Below are 18975 nucleotides of genomic sequence, written 5' to 3'. Positions count from 1 at the left end.
AACGGAATGAGTGGTCATCGCGGTGATCGTAGCGCTGCTCAGCACGACCGGCCAGGTGTTTTCCCGGGCCAGCGGTGGTGGTGCCGGTCGATGACGTAGTGGTGGCCGTGCCGCCAACCGCCCGTGGCCGGGCGGGCGTCGGCGAGGTGCGGGTGACCGGGCGGGAGGTCCGGGTGCACGTGTTCCAGCCGGTACGGATCCCGGGCCGGCCAGATCACCGCCGCGGCCGTGGCGGCGATCAGGGCCACGGCGCCCAGGACCAGAACGGTCAGCGGCAGCCCCGCCCCCGCGGCGAGCCACCCGGCCAGCGGGTAGGTGAGCAGCCAGCAGCCGTGGGAGAGGGAGAAGCGGGCGGCGAACGCGGCGGGCAGGTCCGCGTCGGCGGTGGAGCGGCGGATCACCCGGCCCCCCGGAGTCAGGACGGCCGAACAGGCGGCGCCGATCGCGGCCCAGACGGCCAGGAGCGCGGGCCAGGACCAGGCGCGCGGGCCGGTCGCGGCGAGCGCGGCCCCGGCCGCCAGGGCCACCGGGAGGGCGAAGGCGGCACGGAGCATCACCGCCCGGTCGGTGGAGCGTTGCAGGAGGCGGGGCAGGAACAGCGCGGTCGCCATGGATCCGGCGCCGTACGCCCCGAGGGCGAGCGGGACGGCGCCGGCCGGGCGGTCGAGGTGGCCGCGCACCAGGGAGACGGTGTCGACGAGGACGACGGCTCCGGCGGCGGCGACCGCGAGGTCGAGTGCGAGCAGGGCCCGCAGCCGGGGGGTGGCCCGGAAGAGGTGGGTGCCGAAGACGGCCCTGGTACGGACGCCGCCGGTCCGCTCGACCGGGGCGGGTCCCGGCAGCGCCGTGGCGACGATGAGCGCGGCGGAGGCGAGGAAGCCGACGGCCGTGCCGGCGAACAGCCAGTCGTAGGAGACCAGGCTCAGCAGCGCCGTGGCCAGGACCGGACTGAACAGGCTCTCCAGGTCGTAGGCGAGCCGCGTCATCGACAGGGCCCGGGTGTAGTCGCGTTCGGCGGGCAGGATCGCGGGGACGGTGGCCTGGAAGGTCGGGGTGAAGGCCGCCGACGCCGCCTGGAGCAGGAAGATCAGGACGTGGATCTGCCAGATCTCGGTGACGAACGGAAGGGCCACGGCCGCACCGGCGCGGGTCAGGTCCATGGACGTCATCAGGACGCGGCGGGGAATCCGGTCGGCGATCGCGCCGATCACCGGGGCGATGGTGACGTAGGCGATCATCTTGATCGCGAGGGCGGTACCGAGGACCGCCGAGGCGCGCTCGCCCGCGAGTTCGTAGGCGAGCAGGCTCAGTGCGACGGTGGCCAGGCCGGTCCCGACCAGGGCGATGACCTGGGCGGTGAACAGGCGGCGATAGCCGGCGTTGCGCAGTACGGACAGCACGGTCCCCGTCCCGGTCGGCGATCGATGACAGCACGTCGGATTCGGTCGGATCCAGCGTAGTCAACATGTGCGCACCTGTGCACCTGTTGTGCGCCGTTCCGGGCGGGCCGGGCCCGGCCCGATCCGGAAGGGACGGCCTACGTGGGAACGTGGCCGTCGAGCGCGGTGAGGAAGGCAGCCGCCGCCGGGGTGCGGCCGGTCCGGCTCCAGACGGCGTACTCGACGCGCGCCGGGGCGTCGGTCACCTCGACGGTCGCCACTCCGGTGAGCCGGGGCGCGTAGGCGGAGGGGAGCATGGCCACGGCGAGGCCCGGTCCCACGAGGCGGGCGATGTAGTCGGCGCTCGTGACCTCGAAAGCGACGTCACGGGTGAGACCGGCGGCAGAGAAGGCCAGGTCGGACTGGACCCGTCCCGCCGTTCCGGCCGGCAGGTCCACGAACACCTCGCGGGAGAGCCTGCGCAGGTCGACCGCCGCTTCGGCGGCGAGCGGATGGTCCGGCGCGACCACGGCGACGAGCCGGTCCCGGGCGAGTTCGCGGGCGGCGACACCCTGGGGCCGGGCGGTGGTCGGCAGTCCCAGGAAAGCCACGTCGAGGACCCCTTCCCGGACCTGCTCGACCAGGTCCTCGCTCGCGCCCACCCGCAGGCTGACGCGCACGTGCGGGTACCGCCGGCGGAAGTCGTGCAGTGCGCTGGGGATGTCGACCGCGGCGACGGTCGGGATCAGCCCGACGGCGAGCCGCCCGCGGACCTCTCCGACGGCCGCCGCGACCTCGGCGGCCGCCCGCTCGGCGGCGTCCAGACACTGACGGGCGGCCGGGAGGAACGCCTCACCGGCCGGTGTCAGCCGCACCCGGCGGCTGGTGCGCTCGAAGAGCCGCGCGCCGAGTTCCCGTTCCAGGCGCGCGATCTGGTGGCTCAGGGCGGACTGGACGACCAGGCACCGTTCGGCGGCACGGGTGAAGCTGTTCGTCTCGGCGACGGCGAGGACGTAGCGCATCTGCTGGAGCTCCATCGATCCATCGTGGATCACGATCGATGGGCTGACAAACATGTGTTGGACTCATCGACCGGGCCCCATGAGACTCCGAAGCATGACAAGTCCAGCCGCACGGGCGGCCCGTGGGAACCTGCCCCGCACGCTCCTGACCGCGCTCGCCCCCCTGACGTGGGGCACGGTCTACATCGTCACCACCGAGCTGCTGCCGCCGGGACACCCCCTGTTCGCAGGCCTGTTACGGGCGTTACCCGCCGGCCTGATCGCCCTGGCGCTCACCCGCACACCGCCCCGGGGGGTCTGGTGGGGGAGGGTCGCGGTGCTCGGCACGCTGAACATCGGACTGCTGTTCCCACTGCTGTTCATCGCGGCCGAACGCCTGCCCGGAGGCGTGGCCGCCACCCTGACGGCGGCCATGCCCCTCATGGTCGCCGTCCTGGCCGTGACCGTCCTCCACGAGAGCCTCTCCGCCCGGCGCTTGACCTGGGGTGTCATCGGCGTCGTGGGCATCGGAGGGGTGGTGATCGGCCCGGACGCGGCGCTGGACGCCGTGGGCATCGCGGCGGGCCTGGCCGCCGCGGCCGTACTGGCGCTCGGGGTGACGCTCACCAAGCGCTGGGGGCGGCCCGCCGGCATGGGACCCACCGCCTTCGCCGGCTGGCAGCTCACGGCCGGCGGCCTGTTCCTGATTCCCGTCACCTTCCTCGCCGAAGGGCCACCGCCCGCCATCGGCCCGACCGCGGCCCTCGGCTACCTCTGGCTCTCCCTGGTCTGCGGCCTGGCCACCTTCGTCCTGTGGTTCCAGGGCATCGGCAGCCTCCCCGTCACCTCCGCCGCGGTGCTCGGCCTGCTCTCGCCACTGGTCGCCGCACTGCTCGGGGCCGTGCTGCTCGGCCAGACACCGGGCCCGGTGCAACTCGTGGGCTTCGGGCTCGCGCTCGCCGCGATCGTGGCGGGACAGCTTCCGGCGCCCGGCCGGCCGCCCGGCCGCCCGCCAGGCCGCCCGGCCGGCTCCGGTCGACGTGGTGGTCAGTCGTGCGGCGGGAGGGAACCGAGCTGGTGGTCGGCGACGTTCAGGGCCTCGTCCACCAGCCGCCGCAAATGCCCGTGACCCAGGGCGTAGACGACCCGGCGGCCGTCCTTGCGGGTGGTGACCAGCCCGGCCAGACGGAGCTTGGCGAGGTGCTGGCTGACGGAGGGGCGGGCGGCTCCGCACGCCTCGGTGAGGGTGGTGACATCGGCCTCGCCCCGGCCGAGGCGTTCCATGAGCGCCAGGCGGGTGCGGTCGGCGAGCAGGGCGAGCACGGACGCGGCGGCCTCCAGCCGGTCGCCCCGCTCAGGCGCGCCCGGCGTGCCGGGCGTGCCCGGTGTGCCCGGTGTGTCCGGCACGATCTGCGCACCGTGTGCACCTGCCAGGTGTCTGCCTGCACTCATGCGCCCATCGTAGGGCGCCCCTCCGCGCAAGTGCCCGGGCCCCGCCACCCCCACAAGGGGTCGGCGGGGCCCGGGCACAGGCGGCGCGTTCGGTATCAGCCGAGCGCGGGCGCCTCCTGCTGAGCCGGAGCCGTCACTTCCGCGCCGTCGGCGCGCGCGGCCAGGAGCCGCTGGGCGAGGACGCCGAAGACGACGGCGAACACGGCCCACAGGACGAGCTGGACGGCCAGCGAGGCGACCCGGAACTCCCACAGCAGGGCCGCGGGGAAACCGGGCTGGACGGCGTCGCTGTTGTCCGGCAGGAACACGAACGCCAGGGCGGCGGCGACGATGAAGCCGGCGCCCGCGGTCAGCGTGGCGTTCCAGTTGCCCAGGCGCGGTGCCAGCCGCCGCCCGAGGATGATCGCGCCGATGCCCAGCAGCACGCTGAGCAGGATCATCAGGAAGAACAGCGTGGTGCGCTGACCGATCGTGTCCGGGTTGCCGACCGCCGGCGGGGTGGCCGGGTACTTCAGGAACGGCACCAGGTAGACCGTGGCGAAGGCACCCGCCGCGGTGAGCGCCGCCGTGGCCCGCGGGCTGAACCCGCCGACGCGGCCGAGGGCGAACGAGAACGCGAGGGAGGCGATGCCGCCCAGCGCGACCCCGTAGACCAGGACACCGGTGGCCAGGCCGAAGGTCGACTGAACCGGCCGGCTGACCAGCTCTTCCTCCTCCTCGGCAGCCTCGCCCGACGCGGCGTCACCGCCGTGCCCGGCGTGCGCGCTCGGGGCGCTCGCGGCGTCCTGGGCAGCCTGGGCCTCTTCCACGGCGATGGAACCCCGTACCGGCGGCTCACCGACCACATAGGCGACCGCGAAGGCGAACAGCCCCGCGATCAGGCCCGCGAGCATGCCGCGGACCAGCAGTCCTCTGACAGTAGAGGCGTACATGTGCGTGGCCTCTCAGTGGCAGGGGAAGCCGAGCAGATGACGACCGTCGTGCACCCACTCGTGCACGCCTTCACCGGCGAACACGGCCGTGGCGCCCTGTTCGGCGCCGACGAAGTACAGGGCGACGAGCATCAGGAGACCGACGAAGAGCGCCCAGGGCAGCACCGCGCGCACAGGCAGCGGAGCCGACAGGGAGCCGGCGGGGGTGGATACGGCAGCGGAAGCGACAGCCTCGGCCATGATGGAACCTCCTCGGGGAACAACGCGTCCCATACGGTGGTGCAGGACGACGGTCCTCGGGTCTGACTCGCCGCGACGCCATCGTGGAGATGCCGCCGCAGCACACAGTGGCGCGACCATGCCGGATTCACACCGGACTTCCGTCTCGCCGTCGTCGCTATGTGGAAATGTCGCCGTGACGGTACCGTGCGCAGCGCCTGCGGCCAAGACCGTGAGTCCCTGATCACACGCCTACGCTGCGGTAATGAGGGTCAGGCGCGGCCCGCGGGACCCGGAGTGTCCGTCAACTGGACCTGCAGACTGCTAAAATGACCCCGTTGGCCTTCGGCGTGCGTGCCCCGTGCATGTGTCCGGAGGCTTTTTTCATGCCTTCACACCGATCCACCACCAGCCCTGCCGTACCTCCGGCCACCGCCACCACCGGCTACCGCGACCTGCTTCGCAACAAGGAGTTCAGCGGCCTGTACATCAGCTTTACCCTCACCGTCGCCGCGAGTACTTTGTCCGGCTTCGCGCTCGGCACACTGGTCAACCACCGGACCGGCTCCCCGTTCCTGACGGCCGTGAGCATGTACGGCGCCACGTTCGCGACGGTGCTCGGCGCGCTGACGCTGATGTCCGTCGCGGACGGGAAGCGGCCCCGCCGGACCCTGCTCCTGCTCCAACTCGTCTCGCTGGTGGGTGTCGCCGCCCAGGCGGTCCCGGGGCTGCCGCTCGCGGCCCGGTTCGCCCTCCTGCTGACGCTGGGCTTCTTCCAGTCCCTCGGCTCCGGCACCCGGCTGGGGCTGCTCGCCGAGGCCGTGCCCAGCTCCGCCTACGCGCCCGCCCGTTCGCTGATGAACATCACCTCGGGCGGCACGGTGATCACCGGCTACGCCGTCGGCGCCGTACTGCTGCGCCACCTGAGCCCGTGCGGGGTCTTCGCCGTCGCCGCGGCCCTGACCGCCCTCGGGTCGGCCGCGGCGGCCGCCACCGTCCGGGAACGCTCGATCCGGCTCACCCGCCGGCCCGGGCTGCGCCGGACCTGGACGGCGAACGCCGAGCTGTTCGCCCACCCCGGCCGCCGGACGCTGCTGCTGAACCTGTGGGTCCCCAACGGCCTGATCGCCGGCTGCGAGGCCCTGTTCCTCTCCTACGACCCCGGCCGGGCGGGCACCTTCCTCGCCGCCGCTTCGGCGGGCATGCTCCTCGGGGACCTGACCGTCGGCCGGCTGCTCACCGCCGAGCGGCGACGCCGCCTCGCCTTCGCCCTGCGGCTGCTGCTCGCCGCCCCCTTCCTGCTGTTCGCCGTCCACCTGCCCGTCCCGGTCGCGGCGGTCGCGGTGTTCCTCGCCGGTGCCGGGTTCGCGGCCACCCTGCCCCTCCAGGAGCAGCTCCTCGAACAGACTCCCGAGGCCATCCGCGGCCAGGTCCAGGGAGTCGAGTCGGCCGGCCGGATGACCTGGCAGGGCATCGGCGCCGCCATCGCCGGGGGCCTGGCCCAGTACGTCGCCCCGGGCACCGCGATCGCCGTCGTCGCCGGGGCCTCCGTGGCCGTCACCCTGCTGTGCCGGCCGTCGCGCCGTACGGGGCGGGAAGAGACGGTCTAGCCACAGCGAGATATTCGAGCACATGTTCGGTTACCGGGGTTAGGGTGGATCCATGCACGCAGTCCAGGGCCTTCAGGGTTCCCTCTTCGACCAGGGCGACGAGATCCGGCTCGGCCCCCTCGGCGGCATGCGGCGGACGGACCTCGGGGCCGGGGCCTGGGTCGATCACCTGCCCGGCTGGCTGAGCGGCGCCGACGCGCTCTTCGAGCGGCTGGCCGCCGACGTGCCCTGGCGCGCCGAGCGGCGGCAGATGTACGAGCGGGAGGTCGACGTGCCCCGGCTGCTTGCCTTCTACGCCGCGGACGAGCCCCTGCCCCACGCCTCGCTCACGGAGGCCCGCGAGGCGCTGACCGGCCACTACGCCGCCGAGCTCGGTGAGCCCTTCACCACCGCCGGCCTGTGCCTGTACCGCGACGGCCGCGACAGCGTCGCCTGGCACGGTGACCGGACCGGCCGCTCCTCGGCCGAGGACACGATGGTGGCCATCGTGTCCGTCGGCGATCCGCGCGATCTCGCCTTCCGCCCGCGCGACGGCGGGGCCACCCTGCTGCGGCTGCCCCTGGGCCACGGCGACCTCGTGGTCATGGGCGGCTCCTGCCAGCGGACCATGGAGCACGCCGTACCCAAGTCGGCGCGGGCCGTCGGCCCTCGCATCAGCATCCAGTTCCGGCCCCACGACGTCCGCTGACCAGCCGCTTCCCGTCCGCCGCCGCCCGCGCTCGCGGGCGCGGTTGCGGCCCGGTCGGGGGCGTCCAGGCCGGTGCGCATGGATCTCGGCGCATTCTCCAGTCGGGCCCGGGCTTCCTCGTCGTCGACCCGGACGGGAATCCGGTCCTCTTCGACCGGCACGTCTGACCGGCACGGCCGCCCCGGACGCTTCAGGCGGCGGCGCCGGGCTCCTTCGGGGAGCGGACGGCCCCGGCCGCCGCGTGCAGCGAGCGCAGCGCCAGCAGCAGGATTCCGATGTCGTCCAGGTACACCGGGTCCGGAATCAGGTCCACGGGCGAGACGGTGTAGATCACCGCGGCCCAGAACAGGGCCTTGTCGTGCAGCGGGATCCCCGCGTCGGCCAGCAGTCGCCGGGCCGCGAAGACCCGTACGAGCAGCACGGCCGCGGCGATCGCGAGCCCTACCGCGACGACCATGCCCAGGGCGAGCCAGACCTTTCCGTCCATGGCGGCCCTATACCCCGATATCGGGCCGCGATACCTCGCGGGCGGCCGGATCCATCAGGTGCCTTCTCCGCGCAGCCTGCGGCCGACCTCGCCCAGCCCGTCGGCGAGCGCGTCGAGCTGGGCAGGGGTGAGGACGTCGACGAGGATCTCCCGGACCGTCGCCACGTGCCCGGGGGCGGCCTCCTCCAGCTTGGCGCTGCCGGCGTCGGTGAGGACGGCGAAGACGCCGCGCACGTCGGAGGGGCAGCTGCGGCGGCGGACCAGACCGGCCTTCTCCATCTGGGTGACCTGGTAGGTCAGCCCGCTCTTGGAGTTGATCAGCCCGTTGGCGAGCTCGGTCATCCGCAGCTCGCGCCCGGGCGCCGCGGCGAGCCGTACCAGGATCTCGTACTGGGGGTGCGAGAGCCCGGCCTCGTCCTTGAGCTGTTGGTCGAGACGGCGGTTCACCAGGGCCGATGCGGCGAGGAACCCGCTCCAGGCGCGCATCTCGCGGTCGTCCAGCCATCTCGGTTCAGCCATGGCTCAAGACTACACGGGTTGTTCCAATTTGAATCAATGGTTAGGGTCGGGCCTAGCGGTTCGAATTTGAACAACTCTCTCCCGCCTCCCCACCGGGCCGCCCGACCGGAAGGATCCCCCCCGATGACCAGCCCCTCCGTCACCGCGACGAAGCCGCAGGCCGCCGCGCCGGCCGCACGTCCCGAGCCCTCCGCCCTCTCCACCCCGGGCCACGACACCGGCCTGCTCCTGCTGCGCCTGGTCCTCGGCCTGACCATGGCGGCGCACGGCTCGCAGAAGCTCTTCGGCTGGTTCGGGGGCGGCGGCATCAGCGGCACCGGCCAGTTCTTCACCGCCAGCGGCTACCCCGCGGGCGACGCCATGGCGGTCCTCGCCGGTCTCACCGAGACCCTCGGCGGACTCGGCCTCGCCCTCGGGCTGCTCACCCCGCTCGCCGGGGCCGCCGTCGTCGGCACCCTCATCAACGCGATCGCCGTCCACGGCGCCGGCGCCTTCTTCGCCCCGAAGGGCATCGAGTACGAGCTGCTGCTGACCGCGGGCGCCGCGGCCCTCGCGCTCACCGGCCCCGGACGGTACGCCGCCGACCGCTTCCTGCCCGTCCTGCGGAGCCACCGCCTCGCGCACGGCGCCCTCGCCGTCACCCTCGGCGTGGTCCTCGCCGCCGTCCTGCTCCTCGTACGCGACTAGCCGGACCGGAGGCCGGAGACCGGTGCACGCCGGGTGGGCCGCAGCGGCCCGCCCGGCGTCGACGTATTCCGACCGGCCATATGGATTTGCGCCAACTCTCCTTGACTTCAGGTGGGTTGCTGCTGTGCTCACCTATGTTCTACGGGGCACATCAGTTCGCCCCAGGAGGTCAGATTGCAGTCCAGGCGCTTCCTCGCCTTTCACCGCGCGATACGCCGTTCCCACCTGCTCATCGCTCTCGGCCTCGGCTCCCTGCTGATCGGTCTGACCCCGTGGTTCGTGGTCACGAGCACCGCAGCGGCCGGCCGCGCACCGGCGCCCCGTCCCGCGCCCGTGCCCTTCGACCAGCAGGCGGCGAAACAGTCGCCGCACCATGGCATCGTCCCCGCGAACGCGATGGAGCCGACCGCTCCGATCCTCGACCGCGCCGGATGGACGGCCGCGGCGAGCGACGAGGAGACCGGCGCCGAGAACGGCCGCGCGGCCAATGTCCTCGACGGGAACACCGCCACCATCTGGCACAGCAAGTACGTCCCCACGCCCACCCCGCTGCCGCACGTCATCACCGTCGACATGCACCGCACCGAGGTCGTCTCCGCCCTCGTCTACCGTCCCCGCACCAGCGGGCCCAACGGGCGCATCGGTGAGTACAGCATCAGCCTCAGCACCGACGGGCTGAGCTGGGCGACCCCGGTCGCCACCGGCACGCTCGCGGACGACGCCAGCCCCAAGACCCTCGGATTCGCCCCCCAGGGCGCCCGGTTCGTCCGGCTGACCGCGCTCAGCGAGGCGGGTGGCCGCGGACCGTGGTCCTCCGCCGCCGAGATCGACCTGCTGGGCGACCCCGGCACCCCGGCGGCCACCATCGACCTGTCCCGCGCCGGATGGACGGCCACGGCGAGCGACGAGGAGACCGGCGCCGAGAACGGCCGCGCGGCCAACGTGCTGGACGGCAATGACGGCACCATCTGGCACAGCAAGTACGCACCCACCCCCACCCCGCTGCCGCACAGCATCACCGTCGACATGCACCGCACCGAGGTCGTCTCCGCCCTCGTCTACCATCCCCGCTCCAACGGGCCCAACGGGCGCGCGGGTGCTTACTCCATCGCCACCAGCGCCGACGGGGTCACCTTCGGCACACCGGTGGCCTCCGGCACCTGGCGGGACGACGACACCGTCAAGACGGCCACCTTCACCCGCGCCGCATCCGCCCGTTTCGTCCGGCTGACCGTGACCAGCGAGGCCGGCGGCCGCGGGCCGTGGACCTCCGCCGGTGAGATCCGCCTGAGCGGTCCGGCCAGCCCGGCCGTCCACGGCTCCTGGGGCCGGATCACCGGCTTCCCGCTGGTGCCGGTGGCCACCGCCGCCCTGCCCGGCGACAAGCTGCTGGCCTGGTCGGCGTACGCCGTCGACCGCTTCGGCGGCAGCAACGGCTACACACAGACCGCGATCCTGGACCTGAAGACGGGCAAGGTCACCCAGCGCCGGATCGACAACACCGGACACGACATGTTCTGTCCCGGCATAGCCATGCTCGCCGACGGCCGGGTGCTGGTCACCGGCGGCAGCAACGCGGAGAAGGCGAGCATCTACGACCCGGCCACCGACAGCTGGTCCGCCACCACGAGCATGAACATCGCCCGCGGCTACCAGGCCATGACCCTGCTCTCCACCGGCGAGGCCTTCGTGCTCGGCGGATCCTGGAGCGGAGCCACGGGCACCGACAAGGCCGGAGAGGTCTGGTCCCCGGACACCCGCACCTGGCGCAGCCTGCCCGGCGTCCCCGCCGCCCCGGCGCTGACGGCCGACCCGGCCGGACCCTACCGCGCCGACAACCACATGTGGCTGCACGCCACTTCGGGCGGCAAGGTGCTGCAGCTGGGCCCGAGCAAGCAGATGAACTGGATCTCCACCAGCGGGCAGGGCGGCATCACCTCCGCCGGCACCCGGGCCGACAGCCAGGACGCCATGACCGGCAACGCCGTCGCCTACGACATCGGCAAACTGCTCACCCTGGGCGGCTCGCCCGCCTACCAGGACACCCCGGCCACCCAGCGCGCCTACACCGTGGGCATCTCGGGCAGCCAGGTCCAGGCCGCCCGCACGGGTGACATGCAGCATGCCCGCGCCTTCGGCAACAGCGTGGTCCTGCCCGACGGCAAGGTGGCCGTCTTCGGCGGTCAGGCCTATCCGGTGCCGTTCAGCGACGCCACCTCCGTCCTGACCCCCGAACTGTGGGACCCGGCGACCGGCGCCTTCACCCCGCTCGCCACCATGGCCGTCCCGCGCAACTACCACAGCGTGGCCAACCTGCTGCCCGACGGACGGATCTTCTCCGGCGGCGGCGGTCTGTGCGGCGACTGCGCGACCAACCACGCCGACGGGGCGATCTTCACCCCGCCGTACCTGCTCAACGCGGACGGAACCCCGAAGCCGCGTCCCGCCATCACCGCGGGCGTGCCCCCCAGGGCGGCCCCCGGCGCCTCGCTCACGGTGAACACCCAGGGCTCGGTGGCGTCCTTCGTCCTGATGCGGGCCGCTGCCGCGACCCACTCCACCGACAACGACCAGCGCCGGGTTCCCGTGGTGTCCACCGCGACGGGAGGCGGCACGTACACGGTGTCCGTGCCCGGCGACACCGGTGTGGTCCTGCCGGGGACCTACATGCTCTTCGCCCTCGACGCCCAGGGCGTACCGAGCATCGGTCAGTTCGTCACGATCTCCTGACCTTGACCTTGACCCCATGAGCGATGTCCGGGGCCTGAGCTGATTGGCCCCGGACATTCAAGGGAATAGCGCACAAATGACACAACCCATCGAAGACTACGCACTCATCGGCGACCTGATGACCAGCGCACTGGTCGGCCGCGACGGGTCCATCGACTGGCTGTGCCTGCCGCGCTTCGACTCGGCGGCCTGCTTCGCCAAGCTCCTCGGCGAGGAGGAGAACGGCCACTGGCGCATCGCGCCCCTCGACGCCGCCGTCGGCGAGCCCTGCACCCGCCGCGCCTACGTCGACGGCTCGCTCATCCTGGAATCGTACTGGGAGACCGAAACCGGGACCGTCAAGGTCACCGACTTCATGCCCCAGCGCGAGGTCGCCCCCGACGTCATCCGCATCGTCGAGGGCATCAGCGGCACGGTCAGGATGCGCAGCACCCTGCGCCTGCGCTTCGACTACGGACACGTCGTGCCCTGGGTGCGCCGCAGCGACGGCGACCGGGTCGCCATCGCCGGGCCCGACTCCGCCTGGTTCCGCAGCGAACCCCCGGTCCGTACCTGGGGCGAGGCGAACAGCACCTGCTCCCAGTTCCCGGTCACCGCCGGCCGGCGCGTCGCCTTCGTACTGACCTGGCACCCCTCGCACCGGCCGCGACCCGATCCCTGCGACCCCTTCGAAGCGCTGGAGCAGAGCCTCGCCGACTGGCGGGAATGGACCGCGCAATGCCGCTACGAGGGCCCCTACCAGGAGGCGGTCACCCGCTCCCTGATCACCCTCAAGGCCCTCACCTACGCCCCGACCGGCGGCATCGCCGCCGCGGCCACCACCTCCCTCCCCGAGGAGCTCGGCGGCGTCCGCAACTGGGACTACCGCTACTGCTGGCTCCGGGACTCCACCCTCACCCTCGGCTCGCTCCTGTCCACCGGCTTCCTCGACGAGGCCCGCGCCTGGCGCGAGTGGCTGCTGCGCGCGGTCGCGGGCGACCCCGCCGACCTCCAGATCATGTACGGGATCGCCGGCGAGCGGCGGATCCCCGAGAGCGAACTGCCCTGGCTGAGCGGCTACGCATCCTCCGCCCCGGTCCGCGTCGGCAACGCCGCCGTGGACCAGCTCCAGCTGGACGTGTACGGGGAGGTCATCGACTCCCTCTACCTGGCCCGGTCCGCCGGTCTGCCCTCCGAACGTCACGCCTGGCGGATCCAGCTCGCGCTGCTCGACTTCCTCGAACGCAACTGGCACCGGCCCGACGAGGGCCTGTGGGAAGTCCGCGGCCCCCGACGCCACTTCGTGCACTCCAAGGTGATGGCATGGGTCGCGGCCGACCGGGCCGTACGCACCCTGGAGAGCGACCCCTCCCTGGACGGCGACGTGGAGCGCTGGCGGGCCATGCGCGACGAGGTGCACCGCGACGTGTGCGCCAACGGCTACGACCCCGAGCGGGGCACCTTCACCCAGTACTACGGCTCCGCCGAACTGGACGCGGCGACCCTGCTCATCCCCAGGGTCGGATTCCTGCCCCCCGACGACCCGCGGGTCGTCGGCACGGTCGACGCCGTGCGCGCCGAACTCGGCAGCAGCGGACTGGTCCGCCGCTACAGCACCGCGGGCTCCACCGTCGACGGGCTGCCCGGGGACGAAGGAGCCTTCCTGGCCTGCTCGTTCTGGCTGACCGACGCCCTGCACATGACGGGCCGGCCGGAGGAGGCCCGGGCCCTGTTCGAGCGGCTGCTGTCCGTACGCAACGACGTGGGCCTGCTCGCGGAGGAGTACGACCCCCTCGCCGGACGCCAACTCGGCAACTTCCCGCAGGCGTTCAGCCACGTCGGCCTGGTGAACACCGCGCTCACCCTGGCGAGCCCGGCCTGACCCGCACGACGCGCTGAGACGGCCTACGGGTCTCCGCCGGTACGGGAGGCCAGCAGCAGGGCGATGTCGTCCGGCCGGTCGGCGGTGTTGCCCGCCTCGCTGATCAGCCGGTCGGCGGTCTCGGTCAGCGGGGACGGCCGGGCCTCCTCCAGAGACTTCCGCAGCCGCTCCACGCCGACGTCGATGTCGAGGCCCGGCTGCTCCACCAGCCCGTCCGTGTACAGGGCGAGGACCGAGCCCGTCGTCAGCCGCAGCTCCGTGAGCGGGTACGAGGCCTCCGGGTCGATGCCGAGCACCACCCCGCCCGCCAGGTCCAGCACCTCGGTCCGGCCGTCCGGGTGGCGCAGCAGCGGCTGGGGGTGCCCGGCCCGGGCGGCCGTCACGGAGCCCGACGCCGGGTCGAGCAGCATGTAGCAGCAGCTCGCGAACTGGCCCGGATCCAGGTCGATGAGCAGCTGGTTGGTGCCGCTCACCACCTGCTCTGGGGTGCTGCCGCTGAGCGCGAAGGCCCGTACCGCGCTGCGCAGCTGGCCCATGGTCGCCGCGGCCGCCACACCGTGGCCCTGGACGTCCCCGATGACCAGGGCCAGCAGACCGGCGCCCGTCTCGACGACGTCGTACCAGTCGCCTCCGACGTCCATGCCCAGGGTGCCGGGGAGGTAGCGGCCGACGGTGTCCACGTGCTCGCGCACCGGCAGCCGGTGCGGCAGCAGGGCCGACTGCAGACCGCGGGCCAGCTCCACCTCGCTGTCGTAGCGCCGGGCCCGCGCGAGCGCCTGCGCGATCAGACCGGCCAGCGCCGTGAGCACCGTACGCTCCTCCGCGCTGAAGCCGCGGGGCGAGTCGAAGCCGAGGATGCACGAGCCGACCGGCCGGCCGGAAGCGATCAGCGGCAGGAAGGCACGGGCGCCGACATCGGCGTCCAGCGGAATGCCCGGATAGGCGGCGGCCAGGTGCTGCATCGACTCGAAGAACAGCGGCCGGCCCGTGGTCAGCGTCTCCACACCCGGCAGCCGGACATCGAGCGAGACCCCGTCGAACCGGTTGAGGAAGCCCTGCGGGAAACCGGTCTCCCAGGCCAGGTGCAGATGCCGCTCGTCCAGCAGATAGATCGCCAGCTGGCGGCCGCCGAAGGCCGGCAGCAGCTCCTCGGTGACCACCGCCGACACCTGCCGGGCCGTGACCGCCTCCGTCAGCGCGATGGCGAGGGCCACCGGCCGGTACAGCGCCGAGGCCTCGTCGGCGGACGCGTCGAGGTTGGCCGCGTCCGCGTCCGCGTCAGCGTCGGCGTCGGGGTCCGGGTCCGGGTCCCGACGGGCCCGTGAATCGGGCGCGTAGGCCGGTTTCGCGGAAGTACCCAGCGTCAGGGTCACGCCGTCGGCAGCGGGGTACAGGTCCACCGACAGCCACTGGCCGGGCGCGTGCCGGCCGCGCCGGGCGGGGAAGTGCACCGGCTCGCCGGACATGAAACCGGCCCGGAAGTGGTCCTCGTAGGCGGGATGCCCGAGCCACGGCAGCGCCTCCCACAGCAGCCTTCCCTGCAGATGGGGCCCGTCGACGCCGAGCAGTTCCTCCGCCGCGGTGTTCACGTAGCCGATCCGGCCCTCCCGGTCCAGGGAGAGCACCGCCTGCGCGAGCCGGTCCGCGGCCCTGCGGGCGCCCTCGGCCCCGGCCTCGGGCGGTGGCGCCGGCACGCCCACCGGGTCGCCCTCCCACAGCACCCGCGCCCCGGCCGCCGCGAGCGCGGTGAGGTCGGCGGCCAGCTGCTCCGCGGCCCCTCGCAGCCGTTCGCGGTCCGCGGTCCCGACCGGGATCCCCGGGGTCGCCTCGCGCAGCACCACCAGCACGCCGAACCGTTCCGTCCCGGCGGTCACCGGCTCGTACAGCGAGGCGAAGGTGAACGGAAGCCCGGCCATCAGCTGCGGAAAGCGGCTCATGGTGGACTCGGCGTCGGGCAGGTGCACGGCCTGCCCGGAGCGGTAGGCCTCGGCGACCGGGAACGGGCGGTTCACCTGCATCCGCCACCAGGGCCGGAACAGCTGCAGCGGCAGCCCGGTGAACACGGCCATCAGGAGCAGCCCGGTGGTGGGCGAGCGCAGGTAGACGCCGGCCGCGTACCCGCCGACGGCCTCCATCGCGTTCACGGCGGCCCGTGCGAGCACCTGGGCCGTCGCATCAGGGGCATCCGTGGTGTCAGGCGCGGCGCCGACGCTGTCCGCTCTCGCCATCACACAGCCAGGATGCGCCCTCGGCGGCGCCGCCTGCATCCTGGCTGGTCGCGGCCGTGCCCCGGCCGATAGGCCGGACCGCTTCCCTCGTCCGGGGGACGCCCGGGTGTGCGGACCACCCCCCGGACGGCGCCGCGGGGCACGATAGCGCAGACGTCCCCCCGGCAGGCCCCCGGAAGGCAGAGCATGCGGTTCCAGTACGACACCATCGGCGAGCGCTACGCGGAGTCCACGAGCACGGCGGCCTTTTCCGCGGCCGACACCTACACCCTGCACGGAGCCCTCGACGCCCTCGGCGGGGTGCGCGGGCTCGACGCCCTCGACCTGGCCTGCGGATACGGATACAACACCCGGCTGCTGGCCCGCGGCGGGGCCCGGCGGACCGTCGGCGTCGACGTATCGGAGGAGATGATCCGGCTGGCCCGCGCGCACGAGGCGACCAAGGACCGGCCGGACGTCGAGTACCACGTCGCCGACGCCGCCGGCCTGCCGCACCTGGGCCCCTTCGACCTCGCGACCGCCGCGTACGTCTTCAGCTACGCGCCCGACCGCAGGTCCCTGCACGCGATGTTCCGGTCCGTCCGCGCCAATCTGCGGGCGGGCGGGCGGCTGCTCGCCATCGTCCCCAACGCGGGGGCGTTCCCGCGCGTGGACTGGTCGCCGTACGGGGTGCGCATCCTCGACCGGGTCCCGGACGGCGACGCGCCGCTGCTCAAGGCGCATTTCCTGACGGAGCCGCCGGTGCCCTTCGAATTCCGCGAATGGGCCCACGCCGACCTCGCCGAGGCCGCCGTCGAGGCGGGCTTCGTCACCGTCGGCTGGCAGCCGAACCGGACCCCGCCCGCCGACGCCGTACGGGACGAGGAGTACTGGACGGCGTACCGCGCCTGGCCGATCAGCTCACTGATGACCTGCACGGCGTAGCGCCCGTCAGCGATCCGCCGTCAGCGCCGTGCCCTCAGAGATCCGCCGTCGACCTGATCAGCTCGACGATCCGCTCGCGTGCCGCCCGCCCCTCCGGCACGGGCAGCAGCGGGTACCCGTGCGGCAGCCCCGCCGCCTCGTGGAACTCCACCTCGGCCCCGTCCGCGCGGGCCCGGCGCAGCAGCTCCCGGCTGTCCGTGGTGAGCATGTCCCGGGTCCCGGTGAACACCGTCATCGGCGCCAGCCCGGCGAAGCCGCCGTGCAGCGGGCTCACCCGGGGATCCTCGGCGGCCAGGGTTCCGGCGTACAGCCGCCCGGCCTCCAGCAGCCCCGGACGGGCCAGCAGCGGATCGGCCGTCTCGATGGCCGCCTGGTCCGGATGGCTCATGGTCACGTCCAGCCAGGGCGAGATCAGTACGATCCGGGACGGCTGGTCCCCGGTGCGGTCGCGCAGCCGCTGCGCGGCCGCCAGCGCCAGCCCGGCCCCGGCGGAGTCCCCGATCAGCACCGTTCCGCCGGAGCCGCCGCTCGCGATCAGACCGCTCAGCAGGTCGGCGGCGACCGGGACGGTCCGGTCGGCGGTACCGCGCGGAGCGAGGATGTACGCGGGTACGACCACCCGCGCCCGCGCCTGCGTGACCAGGGTCCGGATCAGCGCCCAGTGCGGGCGGACCAGCTCGTCGATGTAGCCGCCGCCGTGCACGTACAGCACATGGGCCGCGGGCTCCGCCCCGAGCGGGGAGACGTCGTACACCGGCCAGGCTCCGACGAAGGTCCGCGAGATGTCGGCGACCCGCCCCAGCGACCGCGGCGGCAGATGGGAAGCGGGCCGGCGGGCGGACTCGGCCACCCGGCTCCGGACGGCCTCCGCGCTCGCGTACCGTCTTCGCCGTCCCGCCGCGATCAGCGCCACCGACACCGCTCTGCTGCGCAGACTCGGCACGCTCCTCACCTCCCCTTTTTCCCGCGCCGTCCCCAGCGCGAGCCCCTTCCCCGTCACGGGAGGAGCATAGGCGTGAAGCTGCGCTGTCGACCCGCTTAAGAAAGTCTCGATGGACTGATCACCGCGCCGATCGGCAGATTGGTGCACGTCACCGCCGCCGTTCGGGCCCATCCGCCCGCGGCGTACCCTTCCGCATGCCTGGAGCCACCCCATGAAGGCACTCGTCAAGCACAAGGCAGAACCCGGCCTGTGGCTCATGGACGTCCCCGAGCCCGAATACGGCCCCGGCGACGTGCTGATCAAGGTGCTGCGCACCGGCATCTGCGGAACCGACCTGCACATCCGCGCCTGGGACGGCTGGGCGCAGGGCGCGGTCAAGACCCCCCTCGTCCTCGGCCACGAGTTCGTCGGCGAGGTCGCGGCGCTCGGCGCGGACGTCCAGGACATCGAGATCGGCGCGCTGGTCAGCGGCGAGGGCCACCTGGTGTGCGGCAAGTGCCGCAACTGCCTGGCCGGCCGCCGCCACCTGTGCCGCAGCACGATCGGGCTCGGGGTCGGCCGCGACGGCGCCTTCGCCGAGTACGTGGTCCTGCCCACCCAGAACGTGTGGGTGCACCGCACCGCCGTGGACCCGGACGTCGCCGCGATCTTCGACCCGTTCGGCAACGCCGTGCACACGGCGCTGTCCTTCCCGCTGGTCGGCGAGGACGTACTGATCACCGGCGCCGGCCCGATCGGGATCATGGCGGCGGCCGTGGCCAAGCACGCCGGCGCGCGCAACGTGGTCATCACCGACGTCAGCCCCGAGCGCCTGGAGATCGCCCGCAAGGCGGGCGCCACCCTCGCCGTCAATGTCGCCGAGTCCTCGATCGCCGAGGCGCAGACCAAGCTCGGCCTGCGCGAGGGCTTCGACATCGGCCTGGAGATGTCCGGCCGCGCCGAGGCCATGCGCGACATGATCGACAACATGACGCACGGCGGCCGGATCGCCATGCTGGGCCTGCCCGCGCAGGAGTTCCCGGTGAACTGGGCGAAGGTGGTCACCTCGATGATCACGATCAAGGGCATCTACGGCCGTGAGATGTTCGAGACCTGGTACGCGATGACCGTGCTGCTGGAGGGCGGGCTCGACCTGAGCCCGGTCATCACCGGCCGCTACTCGCACCGCGACTTCGAGGCCGCCTTCGACGAGGCGTCGACCGCCCGCAGCGGCAAGATCATCCTGGACTGGACCGCGTAGGGGGGACCACCCCTCCCGCCACCCCACCGAACCATCTCCCTCCGGGCCGGGCCCCGCACACCCTCCCCCCTCCGC

At 73.1% G+C, this 18975-nt stretch carries 17 protein-coding genes; 8 read left to right on the top strand and 9 right to left on the bottom strand.

Annotated elements, in window-relative coordinates:
* Positions 1-38: 38 nt before the first annotated feature.
* On the bottom strand, positions 39-1400 hold the full coding sequence (locus ACFY04_RS18345; protein WP_389117856.1) for an MFS transporter: 1362 nt from the start codon (positions 1398-1400) through the stop codon (positions 39-41).
* A gap of 137 nt (positions 1401-1537) precedes the next feature.
* Entirely contained in the window at positions 1538-2416 is an 879-nt protein-coding gene (locus tag ACFY04_RS18340) for a LysR family transcriptional regulator (RefSeq protein WP_389117854.1), read from the bottom strand.
* A gap of 79 nt (positions 2417-2495) precedes the next feature.
* Here ACFY04_RS18340 and ACFY04_RS18335 point away from each other — a divergent pair, with 79 nt between their 5' ends.
* Positions 2496-3509, top strand: coding sequence for an EamA family transporter (locus tag ACFY04_RS18335; protein ID WP_389117851.1), 1014 nt, complete (start codon positions 2496-2498; stop codon positions 3507-3509).
* Here the strand turns inward: ACFY04_RS18335 and ACFY04_RS18330 are convergent.
* The 3 genes from ACFY04_RS18330 to ACFY04_RS18320 all read right to left on the bottom strand — a co-directional run bounded on the left by ACFY04_RS18330 (position 3428) and on the right by ACFY04_RS18320 (position 5004).
* Positions 3428-3832, bottom strand: a complete 405-nt coding sequence (locus tag ACFY04_RS18330) for an ArsR/SmtB family transcription factor (protein ID WP_389117849.1) — start codon at positions 3830-3832, stop codon at positions 3428-3430. The genes ACFY04_RS18335 and ACFY04_RS18330 overlap by 82 nt on opposite strands.
* A 95-nt stretch (positions 3833-3927) precedes the next feature.
* Entirely contained in the window at positions 3928-4764 is an 837-nt protein-coding gene (locus ACFY04_RS18325; RefSeq protein ID WP_382535205.1) for a CbtA family protein, read from the bottom strand.
* 12 nt (positions 4765-4776) lie between these two features.
* A complete protein-coding gene (locus tag ACFY04_RS18320) occupies positions 4777-5004 on the bottom strand; it encodes a CbtB-domain containing protein (RefSeq protein ID WP_030708804.1) in 228 nt (75 codons plus the stop codon).
* 365 nt (positions 5005-5369) lie between these two features.
* Between ACFY04_RS18320 and ACFY04_RS18315 the strand changes: the two genes are divergently transcribed.
* On the top strand, positions 5370-6593 hold the full coding sequence (locus ACFY04_RS18315) for a hypothetical protein (protein ID WP_389117848.1): 1224 nt from the start codon (positions 5370-5372) through the stop codon (positions 6591-6593).
* A 52-nt stretch (positions 6594-6645) separates the two neighbouring features.
* Positions 6646-7281, top strand: a complete 636-nt coding sequence (locus ACFY04_RS18310; protein WP_389117846.1) for an alpha-ketoglutarate-dependent dioxygenase AlkB — start codon at positions 6646-6648, stop codon at positions 7279-7281.
* A 190-nt stretch (positions 7282-7471) separates the two neighbouring features.
* Here the strand turns inward: ACFY04_RS18310 and ACFY04_RS18305 are convergent, their stop codons facing one another.
* Together ACFY04_RS18305 and ACFY04_RS18300 are read right to left on the bottom strand one after the other, a co-directional pair.
* Complete coding sequence (locus tag ACFY04_RS18305; RefSeq protein WP_389117844.1) at positions 7472-7768, bottom strand: YkvA family protein; 297 nt, start codon at positions 7766-7768, stop codon at positions 7472-7474.
* A 54-nt stretch (positions 7769-7822) separates the two neighbouring features.
* The gene (locus tag ACFY04_RS18300) at positions 7823-8287 is read right to left on the bottom strand and encodes a MarR family winged helix-turn-helix transcriptional regulator (protein ID WP_389117843.1); all 465 of its coding nucleotides are present in this window, start codon (positions 8285-8287) and stop codon (positions 7823-7825) included.
* Between the two features lie 123 nt (positions 8288-8410).
* Here ACFY04_RS18300 and ACFY04_RS18295 point away from each other — a divergent pair, with 123 nt between their 5' ends.
* The 3 genes from ACFY04_RS18295 (at position 8411) to ACFY04_RS18285 (ending at position 13565) form a co-directional block, all read left to right on the top strand.
* On the top strand, positions 8411-8974 hold the full coding sequence (locus tag ACFY04_RS18295; protein ID WP_389117842.1) for a DoxX family membrane protein: 564 nt from the start codon (positions 8411-8413) through the stop codon (positions 8972-8974).
* 174 nt (positions 8975-9148) lie between these two features.
* A complete protein-coding gene (locus ACFY04_RS18290) occupies positions 9149-11704 on the top strand; it encodes a discoidin domain-containing protein (protein WP_389117840.1) in 2556 nt (851 codons plus the stop codon).
* 76 nt (positions 11705-11780) lie between these two features.
* Positions 11781-13565, top strand: a complete 1785-nt coding sequence (locus tag ACFY04_RS18285) for a glycoside hydrolase family 15 protein (protein ID WP_389117838.1) — start codon at positions 11781-11783, stop codon at positions 13563-13565.
* Between the two features lie 23 nt (positions 13566-13588).
* Here the strand turns inward: ACFY04_RS18285 and ACFY04_RS18280 are convergent, their stop codons facing one another.
* On the bottom strand, positions 13589-15793 hold the full coding sequence (locus ACFY04_RS18280; protein ID WP_389118146.1) for a SpoIIE family protein phosphatase: 2205 nt from the start codon (positions 15791-15793) through the stop codon (positions 13589-13591).
* Between the two features lie 186 nt (positions 15794-15979).
* Between ACFY04_RS18280 and ACFY04_RS18275 the strand changes: the two genes are divergently transcribed.
* A complete protein-coding gene (locus ACFY04_RS18275; RefSeq protein WP_382535184.1) occupies positions 15980-16717 on the top strand; it encodes a class I SAM-dependent methyltransferase in 738 nt (245 codons plus the stop codon).
* Positions 16718-16751: 34 nt separating this feature from the next.
* On the opposite strand, the gene ACFY04_RS18270 is transcribed toward ACFY04_RS18275, so the two are convergent.
* Positions 16752-17660: an alpha/beta hydrolase fold domain-containing protein gene (locus tag ACFY04_RS18270; protein WP_389117836.1), complete on the bottom strand. Its 909-nt coding sequence runs from the start codon at positions 17658-17660 to the stop codon at positions 16752-16754.
* Positions 17661-17871: 211 nt separating this feature from the next.
* Here ACFY04_RS18270 and tdh point away from each other — a divergent pair, with 211 nt between their 5' ends.
* Positions 17872-18900, top strand: coding sequence for an L-threonine 3-dehydrogenase (gene tdh, locus ACFY04_RS18265; RefSeq protein WP_389117835.1), 1029 nt, complete (start codon positions 17872-17874; stop codon positions 18898-18900).
* Positions 18901-18975 lie beyond the last annotated feature (75 nt).

This window comes from Streptomyces sp. NPDC001549 (assembly GCF_042894025.1).
Lineage (GTDB): Bacteria > Actinomycetota > Actinomycetes > Streptomycetales > Streptomycetaceae > Streptomyces > Streptomyces kutzneri.
This window is presented reverse-complemented; position numbering and strand designations above follow the sequence as displayed.

Coding starts and splice junctions, on each gene's coding strand:
- ACFY04_RS18335 (WP_389117851.1), top strand. CDS start 2,496: ATGACAAGTCCAGCCGCACGGGCGGCCCGTGGGAACCTGCCCCGCACG.
- ACFY04_RS18340 (WP_389117854.1), bottom strand. CDS start 2,416: ATGGAGCTCCAGCAGATGCGCTACGTCCTCGCCGTCGCCGAGACGAAC.
- ACFY04_RS18330 (WP_389117849.1), bottom strand. CDS start 3,832: ATGAGTGCAGGCAGACACCTGGCAGGTGCACACGGTGCGCAGATCGTG.
- ACFY04_RS18300 (WP_389117843.1), bottom strand. CDS start 8,287: ATGGCTGAACCGAGATGGCTGGACGACCGCGAGATGCGCGCCTGGAGC.
- ACFY04_RS18325 (WP_382535205.1), bottom strand. CDS start 4,764: ATGTACGCCTCTACTGTCAGAGGACTGCTGGTCCGCGGCATGCTCGCG.
- ACFY04_RS18305 (WP_389117844.1), bottom strand. CDS start 7,768: ATGGACGGAAAGGTCTGGCTCGCCCTGGGCATGGTCGTCGCGGTAGGG.
- ACFY04_RS18310 (WP_389117846.1), top strand. CDS start 6,646: ATGCACGCAGTCCAGGGCCTTCAGGGTTCCCTCTTCGACCAGGGCGAC.
- ACFY04_RS18280 (WP_389118146.1), bottom strand. CDS start 15,793: ATGGCGAGAGCGGACAGCGTCGGCGCCGCGCCTGACACCACGGATGCC.
- ACFY04_RS18295 (WP_389117842.1), top strand. CDS start 8,411: ATGACCAGCCCCTCCGTCACCGCGACGAAGCCGCAGGCCGCCGCGCCG.
- ACFY04_RS18275 (WP_382535184.1), top strand. CDS start 15,980: ATGCGGTTCCAGTACGACACCATCGGCGAGCGCTACGCGGAGTCCACG.
- ACFY04_RS18320 (WP_030708804.1), bottom strand. CDS start 5,004: ATGGCCGAGGCTGTCGCTTCCGCTGCCGTATCCACCCCCGCCGGCTCC.
- ACFY04_RS18315 (WP_389117848.1), top strand. CDS start 5,370: ATGCCTTCACACCGATCCACCACCAGCCCTGCCGTACCTCCGGCCACC.
- tdh (WP_389117835.1), top strand. CDS start 17,872: ATGAAGGCACTCGTCAAGCACAAGGCAGAACCCGGCCTGTGGCTCATG.
- ACFY04_RS18285 (WP_389117838.1), top strand. CDS start 11,781: ATGACACAACCCATCGAAGACTACGCACTCATCGGCGACCTGATGACC.